Origin of the sequence: Brumimicrobium glaciale, assembly GCF_004152935.1 — a bacterium.
Classification (GTDB): domain Bacteria; phylum Bacteroidota; class Bacteroidia; order Flavobacteriales_D; family Crocinitomicaceae; genus Brumimicrobium; species Brumimicrobium glaciale.
The window spans coordinates 228050-242501 of the sequence record NZ_SETE01000004.1 but is presented as its reverse complement, the minus strand read 5'-3'; the positions used below and the strand labels follow the sequence as shown (position 1 = coordinate 242501).

Genomic DNA, 14452 nt, shown 5'->3' with positions numbered 1-14452 from the left:
TGAGCTTCAGTGCAATCTCTCCCTCCCTAATCACATTCGGCAATGATTACTTCGGCAAGCTCTGCCCCTCTGAGCCCCGCGTAATTCTTCTTTCTCTCCTTCCTTCAAACCCCAACAATAACTTTTTTCTTTCTCTGCGAATCTCTGCACCTCCTGCGCACCTCCGCGTAATTCTTTTTTTTTCTCCTCCCTTCAAACCCCAACAATAACTTTTTTCTTTCTCTGCGAATCTCTGCACCTCCTGCGCACCTCCGCGTAATTCTTTTTTTTTCTCCTCCCTTCAAACCCCAACAATAACTTTTTTCTTTCTCTGCGAATCTCTGCACCTCCTGCGCACCTCTGCATAATTCTTTTTTTCTCTTCTCCGCGCCTTTCGCGAAAAACTCCGCGCCCTCCTTTGCGGTTATTCTTCCTCATCCTTAGCAGTTAACTCCTCACAATATTTACTTTAAATTCACGTTAAAATCAAATATTCTACAAATTAAAACTCTTTCTAAATGAAAATATTCCTCAGTCTATTCCTCAGCATTATTTCTTTTTCTTTAGCCTTCACTCAAATAGGAACTGAAATTTCCAACGCAGCATTAGAATTGACAAAAGATAAAGTCATTTACGATCCGAGTTATTACTCTATTTCCTACCCAAATGGTGATGTTCCCAGTGACAAAGGCGTTTGTACAGACGTAATCATTCGTGCTTTTAGAAAACTAGACATTGACTTACAAAAGGAAGTTCATGAAGACATGAAGAATAATTTCTCAGCCTATCCCAAAGATTGGGGCTTAAAATCAACAGATAGAAACATTGATCACCGCCGCGTTCCTAATTTGATGAAATACTTTGAGCGTCAGGGGGCCAGTTTACCGATTTCAAATAATTCAAAAGACTACAAACCCGGAGATGTCGTAAGTTGGAAACTCCAAAATGGCATGACTCATATTGGAATAGTAGTCGACAGAAAATCAAACGACGGAAAAAGACCAATGATAGTCCACAATATCGGAGCAGGTCAAGTAGTGGAAGATTGTCTTTTCAGTTTTAAAATCACAGGGCACTATAGATTCATGCTTGAGCATTAATCTACAGGGAGAAGGAGAGTAGAGAGTGTGAGATGCACCAGAAAATATGGCCTTTTCATAATTCGGATTCTATAATTTCTTAGCGTTCTCTTTCATCATCTGTGAGATCTTTTCGGCGAATTAACCGAGTAATTCTTCTTTTCATTTTATTCTCTTCTCTCTTTGAATCTCTTTGCCTTCTCAGTGCCCTCTGTGTAAAACCTTCCCCCTCTGCGCATCTCTGTTCCTCAGCGAAACTTTGCGTCATTCTTTTCTTCTTTTTCTTTCTTCTTTGCGAATCTCTGCTCCTCACCGTACCTCTGCGTCATTCTTCTTTTCCCTCTCCCTAAAATCTCTCCCTTTTTTCTCTTCTCCGCTCCCTTTGCGAAAACCTCCGCTCCCTCCGCGGTTACCCCATCAACGCCACTAATTATCAATTATCAATTATCCATTATCAATCGCCCCATCATCTCCAAAAAATGCCCAGGCAATCCCGCCTCAACCACCAATTCCTCCTCCAAAAATGGATGCATTATCCTCAAACTTTCAGCATGCAGCAACATTTTCTCCATTCCAAACTCCTTCAAGAAAAGCGCATTTTGTTTATTACACCCATGCGGACGATCTCCAATAATTGGGTGACGCAAATGATTTAGGTGTTTTCTAATTTGATGCATTCTTCCTGTTTTTGGGAGCGCTTCTATTAAGGAATAGCGGGAAGTTTCAAATTTACCTGAAGCCAAAGGAATTTCAGTATGTTTTAATAATCGAAATTGAGTAACAGCTTCTTGTTCTTTTCCTCTTTCATTAATTAGCGGATGATCTACCAAAATTTCCTCAGGGAAATATCCCCGAACAATGGCTAAATATCTTTTCTTTGTGTTTTCATCTTGCAAAGCCAATTGAAAAGGATGCACAAATTCTTGATTTTTAGCAAATAATAAAACACCAGATGTTTTTCTATCCAATCGATGAATAGGAGTGACCTGATATCCAACTTGATCACGCAATATCTGCAAAGCAAACTCTTTGACATCACGTGCTATTTTTGACCGATGAACCAATAATCCCGCAGGTTTATTGATTGCAATGATAAAATCATCCTCGTACACTATTTCTAATTGTGCTTCCATTGAATTATAAAACCATAAAGATAATTTTTTCCTGTTGGTGGATTACAATGTTTTAAATTCGTGATTCAACGATTCAATCATTCAATGATTCAACCATTCGTAATTATTTCAATGCCTACATTGTTTAATCAAACATCAACACCAAAACCTTCTCCTTCTCTGTGAATCTCTGCACCTCTGCGTAATCTCCGCGTAATTCTTTTTTTCCTCCCTAATTAATTATTATTCCCTATATTTATCTCTCAAAATACACTAATGAAGGCTTTAAAAACAACTATCATAGTCGTTGCTATTCTTGCAATACTTTACTTATCAGCGATTTTTACGCTTGAATATTATATTGGAAAACAATTAGAGAAGCAAGATAAAGTATCTTATTCTGATTTTAAGATGAGTTTTTCTGGAAATATTGTATTGAAAGATCTAAGGTTTTCAAACGAAATTCTTGAAGTAGAAGCCGAAGAAGTGAGTTTGACAATTGGAATAATGAAAATCATTTCTTCTGATACCATTTTGATCCGAAAATCTTATGCTAAAAACGTAAAGTTAAATCATTTCAAAATTGATATTGACTCGACTAAAGTTGATTCAGTAAAGAATAATAGCGATAAGAAGAATGATCAAAAACCTTTCGCATTAAGAAAAGTGCAAATTGAAGGCCTGGACTTTTATTCAATGGAGAAAAACGCTGAAGGAATTAATGATACCATAACAAGAGTTTTAGGGGCGAATTTAGAAGCGACCTTAGGAAATTTAGATGACGTAAAATTTGATCAAATAGAAAAGTTAACTGTTCAATTTCTGAGACAAAAAGCAGGTGTACTCCATGATATTTCAGTAGATTATTTGAGTTACGAAAATCATAAATTTGAAATAGACACTTTTAAACTTTTTACACGTTATTCAAAACAAGACTATATAAATCATATTCCTGAACAAAAAGAACATGTGGATTTAGTTGCTCATAGATTAGTAATTGATAGCATCGATTTGATAACGACTAAAAATAAATTAGAGAAGATTGTTTTAAATGAAATTCAAATAGATTCTTTTCAATTGGATGTTTACCGCGACAAAACTATTCCAGAATACTCGAAAGCTAAGCCAACCTACGGACAAATGGTTCAAAAATTAGATTTTATAATAGATGGGAAAGCGCTTGAAGCAAAGAATTCAAGGATTAGTTATTCCATGAAAGGAGAAGATGGAAAGATTAGTAAAATAGACTTGAATGATGTTAACGCTCGATTGACGCATCTTCACAATATTCCAGAAAGAAAACAAAATGCAATTTTAAAAGGAAATTTTGCAATGGGTCCAGGGTCTTTGGTTAGGGTCGATCTTTCATATAATCAATTCGCAAATGTGGAGACTTTTGTAATGGACGCACATGCTACAAATGTTGAAACCAGCGCGCTTAATAGTATGCTTCGTCCAGCTGTGAATGTCGAATTGAGTGGATTAATTACAGAATTAAGATCGCACATGGATTCTAGAGGAGATGCCGATGGAACATTTATGATTCAGTCACAAGATATCGCAGTGGATGTTTTTGATCAAGAAGGTGAGCGAAGAAAAGTGGTTTCATTTGTAGCCAGTAAATTATTAAATCCACCAATTGAAAAGAACAGTGAAGTAGAGGATTTCAAACGTGATCCGACCAGATCAATGTGGAGATATGCATGGTTCTTTGTCCTAGAAGGAATGAAGAAAACAATTTTATAATTCTGATGAAAAAATCAGAATTACAGATTTGAGTTTGAATATACCGATGAAAATCGGCACAGGTTGAGGCGTAAGTAATTGAGATTAGATTTTCATTGGTCTAATAAATAGTTAAAAATATGCACTATAGTGTGTCTAGCTTTAGCTTCAAAAACTTTTATATCCAACACTATATTTTGATGTTAGAAATAACACAATAATTTAAATGTCTAATATCTAATATCTAATCTCTTGTGTCTAATGTCTAAAGTCTAATGTCTAATATCTTGTGTCTCATGTTTAGTGTCTAAATATTCCGCTAGTTACAGAATTCCCTTCTCAAATGAACAGGTTACACTTTTAGTCTATTTCGATCTATTTTAGTCCAATTATTTATTTTTCCATTCTTAAATTGTGGAATTCTAAAAGAGGTCGGTTTTGCCTTATTTTTATTTAAAACCAACTTAAATTACTCAATGCTCTAGATTTAAGCTTGAATATAGCTATATTGACTTTTGAAACATTCATTATTTATGGTTTCATCAAAATAATAATTTGAAATTAAAACACTACATATTCATATTCATATTCTTTGCTTCAATTTTTCAATTTTGCCTGGCTCAGCAACCATCTCATTTTATGCTCGGAGCTGAGGAATTAATGGGTTTTGATATTTATGATTTGCATCAAGACAGTCAACTAAATTACTGGATTACATCGGATAATGGTCTTTATAAATTTGATGGTTACGAAATAAAAAACATTGAATGTGAAAAAATGATTGACAATTCCCTTTTTAATCTAATTGAGGATAAGCAAGGGAATATTTATTGTCATAATTTAAATGGACAAATTTTTCAGGTTAAAAATGATACTTGTAAAGTTTATTTCACCATTCCAGATAGTCTCATTAAAAATAATATTTCGATTAAATTTGACGATCAAGAACGATTGATAATTTTTTCCAAGAAGATATATCAATTAAGTAATGAAAAGGAAATTTTAACTTTATATGATAAAGAATTAGACCATAATCACTCTGCTTATAAGACTTTGACAGACAGTCTATTATTCTATAATACCTTGGAAAATGAATTCATTCAGATTTCTAATGGTCAATTAACCACTCGCTCTTTAGAAATAGATTTTAAGGTGATATTTCCAAATTTTATGGAGATTGAAAACAAGCTGATAGGTTTCAATAGAAATACCCTCGAAATAATAAAAAAGCTGTCCGATTCCTCCTCAATCGAACTTCCAAACATGCCTTCATCAAGAAGTGATTTTCGAATTTATACAGATAATAAGAGCATTTGGGTGGCTAATTTAACGGGTGGAGCTTACTTTTATAAAGATACTGGTCATTTTACATTACCCTCCAATTTAGTCTTTGAAAAGAATATAATTTCTTGTTTTTTGAGTGATCATGAAGGGAATTCATTGCTGGGCACCTTTGGAAAAGGGATCATTGTTGTGCCTAACACTGGTTTTCAGGACATACAATTTGATTTTACAAATTCAGAAATAGTTAAAGTCGCAAAAATGAAAAATGAAAGCCTGTTTTTTGGAACTCAAGCAGGCGAAATTATTAAAATTGATTCTTTAGGAAAAACGATAAAAATCGTTGAGAAAAGTAATAAACGAATTGAGTTATTAAAAAGTATTCCCGAATTGAATGCGCTCTTTTTTAATGGAAAGAATGATAATTTACTAAGCTATTCGAATAACAAAAACCTAGCGTCTATACCGGGGTCGGTAAAAGACGTTTGTTATTTTGAAAACCATAAATACCTCACCGTCTCTAACTCATATTTATATTGGTTGGATAGTAATAATGTTAAGATTAAAAAATCTAGATCAAGTAATTTTAGATCTTATTCAATAGGTTACGACAGTTTAAGTAAGTCAATATATCAAGGAACCGCGGTAGGATTACGAATTTTCGGATTAAAAAATGATAGGTTATTTCTATTGAATGGTAAAGATGTTCTGGCTGATGATATTAAGTTTTCAGATGGAAAGATTTATGTAGCAACCAAACGGCATGGTTTATTGTTGTTTGAGAATGACTCGTTGATTGAAATATGGTCAACTTCCACTGGGCTGATGTCCAATAAAATTAAATTGATTAAGTTTTATGAGGATGATATATTTTTAGCTACGGATAATGGAATCAATCGAATTACGAAATCGGGTGAATTAGTTCAATCTATAAATTACACAAATGGCTTAAATGCCAAGAATATTTTAGATTTTGAATTGAGTAGGGGAATGCTTTGGATAGTGACCAATAAAGGTGTCCAAAATATTTTGCTTTCTGAAATAAGAAATGATGTCTATACTCCTTTTCTAGAATTGACTTCCATAAAAGTAAATGACAAAACGATTGACACAGCAAAACATAACTTCAACTATGAAAATAATAAATTTGTTTTTGAAATTGCTTCAAAAACATTAAAATACCGCAACGATATACATTACGAATTTCAACTTGTTGGGGTAGATGAGGAATGGGTTACGAGCACGTATGAGAATAATGTTTTTGAATATAAATCACTTCCCCCAGGTGCCTACACTTTCAAAGTAAGGTCAGTTTATGATTCAAACTATAGTGATGTTATTGCTTACGATTTCAAAATTCAAAAACCATTTTGGCTAAAAACCAGTTTCTTTATTCTCGCTGCAATATTCTTTTTACTCATTGTTTTTATCGTTTTATACTTTCAAATTCGTAAACAGAAAAACAAGTTACTTATTGAAAATAAATTTAATAAGACTCAACTCACGGCTCTGAAATCACAGATGAATCCTCACTTTATTTTTAATTCTTTGAACTCAATTCAAGATTTAATATTACAACAAGACAAAGAAAATGCATATAACTATATCAGTAAATTTGCTTTGCTCGTTAGGAAAATCCTTAATCATTCGGACAGGGAGTTTATAGATTTTGAGGAGGAAGTCGATGTTTTAAGCGTTTATTTAAGCCTCGAAGAATTAAGATTTAAGAATGACTTTTCTTTTCAAATTAAAACGAATGGGATAAAAGATATAGAGATTCCCCCAATGCTAATTCAACCATTTGTAGAGAATGCGCTAAAACACGGACTTCTGCATAAAAAAGGAGCTAAAATATTAGGCATAGAATTTATTTTTAAAAATGAAACATTAATCTGTAAAATTGAGGACAATGGAATCGGTAGAAAAAAGTCGAATGAAATTAAACAACGTCAACATAAATTGCATGACTCTTTTTCTATAAAATCAATTAATACCCGCCTAGAAATACTGAAAGAATTGTATGGTAAAGATGTGGGAGTAGATTTTGAAGACTTAACAGATGGAGATTTAGCAACTGGAACAATTGTTATTCTCAAAATACCGTTCAAAAGAAGATTTTAATATTCTGGTTCTATATGTTTTTGTGTGGGTAGATTTAAAATCTATGGTTTAATTGAAGCTAAACGATTGTTAATTTGGTTCTACTTTTATTTAAATGGAAACTTTCTTATAAAATAAATTTCTTTTTATTTTATAAGCGCCTGTTATTTAAGTATTTATTGTTAGAAGTCCCAGAGGGACGGCATGTTAATAGGGATGGACGTAAGTCCATCCGCCAAACGATACAAAACCCAATAAAATCGACCTAATTGCATGCAATTAGGTCGATTTTATTGGGTTTTGTATTATATCTATTTGTTTTAAACCAAGGACCTTCGCCCTTGATTATTAGTATGCCAACCCTACGGGACTAACTAGCTGAAATACAGATTATGTAGGTTACAATTAAATAAGTAGTAGAACTATTAATTTTTCAAAGGATTAAAATTGATTACCCACAGTATTTCATATAGAGACATATTTTTAGACTGTTCCTAAAATTAAAGTGACTATTCATATATATTTCTCTGATAATTAAATATTAAGTTTAATATTTGTAAGTATGCAAAACACCTATAATGCCATATTAGTTGATGATGAACAAAGTGCTAGAAACATTCTGTCTAATTTACTTTCGAATTTTTGTCCTGAAATTAATATAGTTGAAAAATGTGAAGATGTTGAGCAAGCGGTGGAAGCTATAAAAAAACATAAACCCGATTTGGTCTTTTTAGATATAGAAATGCCTAATTATTCAGGTTATGAAATCACTTCATTTTTCGACCAAATCGACTTCGAGATTATTTTTGTAACCGCTTATGATCATTATGCAATCAAGGCATTTCAAGTTTCAGCTGTTGACTATTTGTTGAAACCAATTGATATAAATAAATTAAAAAAAGCGATTGAAAAGTTTATCGATAAACAAAAACTTTTTAGTGCATCCATAAATTACAAAGTTCTGGTAGAGAGTTTAAAGGAGAATATTGTGAGTAAAATTATTATTCCTCATCAAGGCGATCAAAAAGTAATACCACTAGATGAAATTATAGCGATTGAAGCTTGCGAATCCTATAGTTTTATATTCTTAATTGATGAGAGCAAATATATAGTAAGCAAAAACCTTAAGCATTTTGAAAATTTATTTGAGAATAACAACAATTTTATTCGGACCCATAAATCTTGGATTGTTAATATTCACTTTCTCAAATTATATTCCAAATCAAATTTAACTATTGAACTAGAGAATAAGATAATTGCGAAGTTATCGAAGTATAAAAAATCAGTTTTTGAGGAGTCTTTATTGATGTAGATCCCCATTGGCTTAAATCAACTCCATCTTTTACTGCTTCTAAATTGTTACTTGTCGTGAGCGCATCACTTGAGCAAATAACTGTAGTTTTCAAATCCATATTTCTTAGATCTTTATGGTTCTACTATGAAAATAATGGAAGAATATTGCTTAACTAATATTGCAGCCATCTTATCAAAATTTCAAAAAAGAGATTCTTCGGCATTTTAATTCTTATGTAAGAATTAAAACTTTGTCAGAATGACGACTCAGCTTGTTGGTTTTCGTAAAAAAAAAATGGTGCTCAAGCGAAGCTTGAGCACCGTTTTTTACGACTCGTTAAACCAAACCCCCGTCATTCCGACAAAGTGAAACGCCGAGGAATCCCTTCTGTTTGTTTCACATTCTCTTTTTGTCAAAATTACTGAATCAGGGATAAACCATTAAATTCGTGGTAGAACCATCTTTATTATTGTTAATCCTTCAGCAGAAGGGATAATTATGGATATTCTATTTGTAATTCTGTGATAAAAAATAGCTCTATATGATTTTGTGTGGGTGATCTACTTTACTCTTTCTAAAGATAAGGGTAGAACTATGTATTTAACGGACTTGAATATATTTCTTATATATATCTTTTTTACTTGATGAAAAACTCAGTTCCAGCGGAACGGTATATTAGTAGGGATGGACACTAGTCCATCCGATAAACGATGGAAACCGTTACAAAACGCCTTCAAAATAGTACAGTAATGTATGCCTATATTTTAAATATCGGTCAGGAATACTCTCACTTTATTAGAATTCTACAACGCTCTATTTTACTGTAAATCTTCTATCAGAGTCAATAATTATTCGATGAAACACATGAAATCATCCATTAATGAATCAAATAAGTCTGTTAATGAAACATGTCTTGTAATAACTTTTTACATGCTTTAAACTTGCATCATAATTAAATATCATGAAAAAAATCATATCAATTTGTTTAATACTTGTCTCGACTTTTAGTTTTTCTCAGGACAATCAGAATCTCGAAGTTTCTAAAATAGAGTCAGGATCATATCCAGTATATAAAATGCTTGAGCGCGGGTATGAAAAATATATTTTTGAGTTAGCAAAAAAGCAGTGGCCAGTTGAAATTTTTCCAGAAGGAGATTTAATTCCAAAAATCCTCATCAAAAAAGTGGGGATAGTTGAAGAATATTATAAAGCGGATTTACCAGCTTTTCCGGCTTATTATTTTGGAGGAAATGCTGAAGTATGTGTAACAGTAATAGATAAGAAAATCTACTATTACACATGGTCTGGGAAATCAGGCGCTGAAATTAGCTACATTCTTACCAAAGAGAAAGTTTCGACTTACAATTTCGAAAAAGAGCAATTAGATGAATACCGAAAAACAATGAAAGGTCAGCAATCAGGCGCAAGGAGTGAAAGAATTGAAAATAAGGCTGAATTGGCTGCTAAAGAAGCAGAAGAAAATACATTAAAAGGGAAATCAATTAAATCAATCTCTTTAAAAATGGTTGATGCTCCAAAAGAAATAGGTCACCTTTCAGTGGTCTCCATAGGTGTTGAAACAACCCTAACAAATGGTAAGGTTCTTAAAACTAAAAATTTAGGAGGACTAACTCCTTACGCCGATTTTAATATCAAATCTGTTGGTGGTGACTATGCAGGAGGTGATTTTAAAGTGGCAAGCGACAGCAGAAAAATTCCCAATGATAAAATTGAATTAAGTGTTACGTCAAAATATAATTCAGGTGTGAAAGGCACTTTCTCCTATCCCATCAATTATATGAATAATCTACATTATCAGTATCAAGGATTTGGCGGTTCTTTTGGTAGAGGTGGGGTCCATGGGAAATCTGTTCATGGTGGACACGGAAAGAACGGTAGAAGTGTTAATGGAACATTGGAAAAACAAAGCGTTAATGGTCAAAATATCACGAAAATAGTTTTTAGAGATGCTGCCAATGGGCAAGTCTTGACAGAAGCGAAGGTTCATGTTAATAATAAAGTGACCTTGAATGTGAAAGGAGGAAACGGTGGAAATGGAGGAAAAGGACATTTCTCAGGAGATAATGGCGGAAATGGTGGAGATGGCGGAAACGGCGGAACGGTAATGCTTTCAGGAGGCGGTGTGAACCAATTAAATATCGACATCCAAAATGCTGGTGGGAATGCTGGAGCAGGAGGAGCTGGTAATGAAAGTTACAATAAAAAAGGCGCAAACGGAAGAAGAGGAAGTGCTGGAAGTATAATTAAGTAAAACAATAAATATCAAACCAATAAAAATCAAAATAGTAACAAGTCAAAAGTAAAGAATTATGAGGAAATTAAAATTTATTATAGCAATAGCATGTATCGCATTTGCGGGAACAGCAGAAGCACAATCTTTTAAAGAGAAGATGCAAGCCAAACTTGATAAGGCAAATGCGAAATTAGAAAAAGCTGCAGAGGGTAAGTCTAAATATGAATCTTATGATTTTGAAGATCCTAGCGGAATATCGGGAACTTACTTCGTTAATGTTCCAGTAATCCCAAGAGAAAACACGATTGGATTCGAGTTCATAAAAGAAAAGGATGGAGAAATAGTGAATAACCTTGCCGTTATTATGGGTGGAGAGGGTTATGGCGATAGACCTAATTCAATGAAATGCATTTTAAAGGAAAAGTATAAGACGAAGTTTGATGTTATCTACTTTGAAATGGTAGACAAAAGTATCAAAGCACTTGCAAATAATAGTGATGATTTTGTGTATATGGAGATTAATCCAAATGTTTATACTTTAACGCAAAATGGAAAAGTGCTGACTGTATTGGCAAAAGATTCTTCGCTTTTTAGTGACTTTGATGTTGAAACAGCGCAAGTTCTTTATGACCAAAACATGTCGAAAATCAATTCAGCAGAAGCAGAAAAGGAAACAGCAATTTGGATGAAGAATGAGCTGTATGCTAAAAATGTAGATAAAATCATTTTTGCAACGGAAGACTGGCACTTAATGAAAAGAGGATACGGTAATAAACCGCCAATGGTGAATGGAAAAGGATTTACGACTGTATTAGATATGGCTGGAAATATGAACTATATGGCATTTTTTAAAGTTCCACCAGCAACAAAATACCCTGGACAAGAAGTTAATTACGTTTATGAAATGGGCGGAAAATCTACCAATAGAGTAGAGTGTAGATCCAGATCAGCAGCTTGGGGTGGAATGGTTAAAAGACTTGAAACTTCAGATTTTGATTACAGACAGCATTCTCCAAGATCTTTAAGGACTTATAATCAATACCATAGTCAATATGTTCAAGATTATGCATTTATTCAATTACTTCACATGAATAAAGACAATTTTAAAGTAGGAGAAAAGTACAATTTAACAGTAAAAATGTACACTAATCGCGATGGTGAAAACGGAGAATTAATTGCAGAAGGTGTTGTCTCTTTATTGTATTCTGAACAAGCCGAATTAGCGTTTAACGGAGATCCTGATAAACCTGAAAAGGTAGCAATATGGACACAGTTTGAGGAATTTTTAGATGAATAAACATAAAGCGTAAACCACCTTAATAATCAACAAAGCCGTTCTAAGAAAATAGAACGGCTTTTGTTTGTTTCTAAATTAACTTTTTTTCTGCGAACCGTTGTTTAATAATCTATATCTTTATATTAGTATTTTAAATCTAATGTACATGACCTGATGGAAGCAAAACCAATTCAACTCACTCCAAGAACATTCATGAAGAGCCTCAATATTATTTATTGGGCTATATTAATTGGAATGTTACTCATTGGTTGCATAATTGTGCTTATTTTAGAATCTTGGGATATTTTAATGCCCTCTTACGCAGATTCTTTTTTAATTGCCGTACCTTTATTTACTTTCTTAGGTGTTGTTTTAGGACGTGTTTTGTATAAAAGAAAACTAGACAGTCTAAAAAGTGAGAAAAGTCTCAAAGCTAAAATGTCAGGTTTTCAAACAGCATTAATTATAAAGTTTATGTTGGTTGAAGCTCCATTTGTTTTGGGAGTAGTAGCAACAATTTCAAGCAGTAACGTTTTCTATTTAATGATTTCAGGAACTTTGGTTATGTATTTTATTACCCTTAAGCCAACCAAAAGCAAAGTTATAAAGGATCTTGATTTAGATAGTCAGTTAATTCTTGATTTTAAGAATGGTTTAGAATTAATGAAATAAAATTAATCAAATTGAAAATTCAGAAACCAATATTTAAATTTAACAAAAGAATGAAAAAACGCTTAGGCTCATTACTAATAGTATTGGTGTTACCCGTTTTATTCGCCTTTTTTTCAAATATGTTAATTGAGAATACTGCTGACGGGAAAACTTTTTTTGAACATAAAAAAATAGAATCCAATAAAGTGGGTTTGCTGCTAGGAACATCAAAATACAGGGCAGAAGGAGGAATTAATTTATATTTCAAATATAGAATTGATGCAGCAGTTCGCTTATATGAAAGTGGGAAAATCAATTTTATTCTCGTAAGTGGCGATAACAGTACAGAGTATTACAATGAACCCGAGGCTTTTAAAGCAGAATTAATAAAACGAGGAATTCCAGTAGAAAAAATATTTTTAGACTATGCTGGATTTAGGACTTTAGATTCTGTAGTTCGTGCAAAAGAGGTGTTTGGTCAGAGTAGAATCACAATTATTTCTCAAAAATTTCATAACGAAAGAGCTATTTATTTAGCAGAGCATTATGGATTAAATGCAATTGCCTATAATGCAAAAGACGTATCAAAGAATTACGGATTTAAAACCCAAGTAAGAGAGTATTTCGCCAGAAGTAAGGCTATACTGGATGTTTTGTTTGGAGTAGAACCAAAATTCTTAGGAGATAAGATTGAGATTAAGTAGAGAGCTCTATCCAAATGATATGTTGAAATAGCACATTTATTCTTTACGTCGAATCATTAAAAGAAATCCGGGATTATCCCGATTAAAATGCGGGAGAAGATTACGCGTTACAATACAGCGGACATTCAATTACCAATTGATAATTATTTATACTCATTCTTCTCTCTAATTATCGACTAATTTAATTCTATTGAACTACTTTTATAATAAAATATAACATTATGAAAACCAAAAGCTACTCTCGTATTTTCAGAATCTTGCATTGGGCGATTGCCATATCTTTTACCTTACTACTTTTTACGATATTCTTGCGTTTAACATGGATGAATAAATATAATGTTGCCGAAATTATTGGTGATTTTTTAAGTAATACGAATCAGAGTTTATCTCAAGACGAGCTTATCGTTTTAGCAAAACAAATTAGAAAGCCCATGTGGGATTGGCATATTTATATTGGATATGTCCTTACAGGATTGTTTTTAATTCGTTTTACAATACCATTATTCGGATACATGAAGTTTCAAAATCCTGCAGTAAAAGTGCTTACTAAAAAAGAAAAGTTTCAAAGATGGATTTATATCATTTTTTACGTTTGTGTCGTAGTTTCTTTGGTGACAGGCTTAATCATTGATTTCGGTCCAAAAGAATATAAGAAAGATATGGAAGCAATACACGTCCAAGCGCTCTACTATTTAATTCCATTTATTGTTCTGCATATAGGTGGGGTTTTGTTTGCAGAATTCACTACTCAAAAAGGTCTAATATCTAACATTATCAGTGGTTCAAAGCGTGAAAATTAGGGAAAACGCTAATAATTCACTATGTTTGCACAGGTTTTTAACAAAATAGTCAAGAAAAGTAATCCTAAGTCGGGTATCACACTTTTCTATAATTAAAGTCATAAATCAGACTTTTCCTACTGCATCTCGCAGAGTTTTTTATTAAAAAGCAATTATTAATGATGCTTGATTTTTCATTCTAAATGAAGAAACGAGCA

The 14452-nt window shown here is 32.8% G+C and carries 10 protein-coding genes; 9 read left to right on the top strand and 1 reads right to left on the bottom strand.

Annotated features, from left to right (window positions below; genetic code table 11):
- Positions 1-497 precede the first annotated feature (497 nt).
- The gene (locus ERX46_RS10945; protein WP_130093910.1) at positions 498-1079 is read left to right on the top strand and encodes a DUF1287 domain-containing protein; all 582 of its coding nucleotides are present in this window, start codon (positions 498-500) and stop codon (positions 1077-1079) included.
- Positions 1080-1498: 419 nt separating this feature from the next.
- On the opposite strand, the gene ERX46_RS10940 is transcribed toward ERX46_RS10945, so the two are convergent.
- Positions 1499-2191: a pseudouridine synthase gene (locus tag ERX46_RS10940; protein WP_130093909.1), complete on the bottom strand. Its 693-nt coding sequence runs from the start codon at positions 2189-2191 to the stop codon at positions 1499-1501.
- Positions 2192-2446: 255 nt separating this feature from the next.
- On the opposite strand from ERX46_RS10940, the gene ERX46_RS10935 reads away from it, so the two are divergent.
- From ERX46_RS10935 to ERX46_RS10900, 8 genes are all read left to right on the top strand, one after another.
- A complete protein-coding gene (locus ERX46_RS10935) occupies positions 2447-3916 on the top strand; it encodes a hypothetical protein (protein ID WP_130093908.1) in 1470 nt (489 codons plus the stop codon).
- Positions 3917-4534: 618 nt separating this feature from the next.
- Positions 4535-7297, top strand: a complete 2763-nt coding sequence (locus tag ERX46_RS10930; RefSeq protein ID WP_130093907.1) for a sensor histidine kinase — start codon at positions 4535-4537, stop codon at positions 7295-7297.
- A gap of 541 nt (positions 7298-7838) precedes the next feature.
- Positions 7839-8588, top strand: coding sequence for a LytR/AlgR family response regulator transcription factor (locus ERX46_RS10925; RefSeq protein ID WP_130093906.1), 750 nt, complete (start codon positions 7839-7841; stop codon positions 8586-8588).
- 943 nt (positions 8589-9531) lie between these two features.
- Entirely contained in the window at positions 9532-10842 is a 1311-nt protein-coding gene (locus ERX46_RS10920) for a hypothetical protein (protein ID WP_130093905.1), read from the top strand.
- Positions 10843-10900: 58 nt separating this feature from the next.
- Entirely contained in the window at positions 10901-12121 is a 1221-nt protein-coding gene (locus tag ERX46_RS10915; protein WP_130093904.1) for a hypothetical protein, read from the top strand.
- A 153-nt stretch (positions 12122-12274) separates the two neighbouring features.
- On the top strand, positions 12275-12772 hold the full coding sequence (locus ERX46_RS10910) for a hypothetical protein (protein ID WP_130093903.1): 498 nt from the start codon (positions 12275-12277) through the stop codon (positions 12770-12772).
- A 50-nt stretch (positions 12773-12822) separates the two neighbouring features.
- Positions 12823-13455 (top strand): SanA/YdcF family protein, encoded by a 633-nt coding sequence (locus ERX46_RS10905; RefSeq protein ID WP_130093902.1) that lies wholly within the window; start codon positions 12823-12825, stop codon positions 13453-13455.
- 221 nt (positions 13456-13676) lie between these two features.
- Entirely contained in the window at positions 13677-14255 is a 579-nt protein-coding gene (locus ERX46_RS10900; protein ID WP_130093901.1) for a cytochrome b/b6 domain-containing protein, read from the top strand.
- The last annotated feature ends 197 nt before the right edge of the window (positions 14256-14452 follow it).

Bases quoted from the DNA above. Each gene is read 5' to 3' on its own strand.
- ERX46_RS10945 (WP_130093910.1), top strand. From the start codon at position 498: ATGAAAATATTCCTCAGTCTATTCCTCAGCATTATTTCTTTTTCTTTA.
- ERX46_RS10940 (WP_130093909.1), bottom strand. From the start codon at position 2,191: ATGGAAGCACAATTAGAAATAGTGTACGAGGATGATTTTATCATTGCA.
- ERX46_RS10935 (WP_130093908.1), top strand. From the start codon at position 2,447: ATGAAGGCTTTAAAAACAACTATCATAGTCGTTGCTATTCTTGCAATA.
- ERX46_RS10930 (WP_130093907.1), top strand. From the start codon at position 4,535: ATGCTCGGAGCTGAGGAATTAATGGGTTTTGATATTTATGATTTGCAT.
- ERX46_RS10925 (WP_130093906.1), top strand. From the start codon at position 7,839: ATGCAAAACACCTATAATGCCATATTAGTTGATGATGAACAAAGTGCT.
- ERX46_RS10920 (WP_130093905.1), top strand. From the start codon at position 9,532: ATGAAAAAAATCATATCAATTTGTTTAATACTTGTCTCGACTTTTAGT.
- ERX46_RS10915 (WP_130093904.1), top strand. From the start codon at position 10,901: ATGAGGAAATTAAAATTTATTATAGCAATAGCATGTATCGCATTTGCG.
- ERX46_RS10910 (WP_130093903.1), top strand. From the start codon at position 12,275: ATGGAAGCAAAACCAATTCAACTCACTCCAAGAACATTCATGAAGAGC.
- ERX46_RS10905 (WP_130093902.1), top strand. From the start codon at position 12,823: ATGAAAAAACGCTTAGGCTCATTACTAATAGTATTGGTGTTACCCGTT.
- ERX46_RS10900 (WP_130093901.1), top strand. From the start codon at position 13,677: ATGAAAACCAAAAGCTACTCTCGTATTTTCAGAATCTTGCATTGGGCG.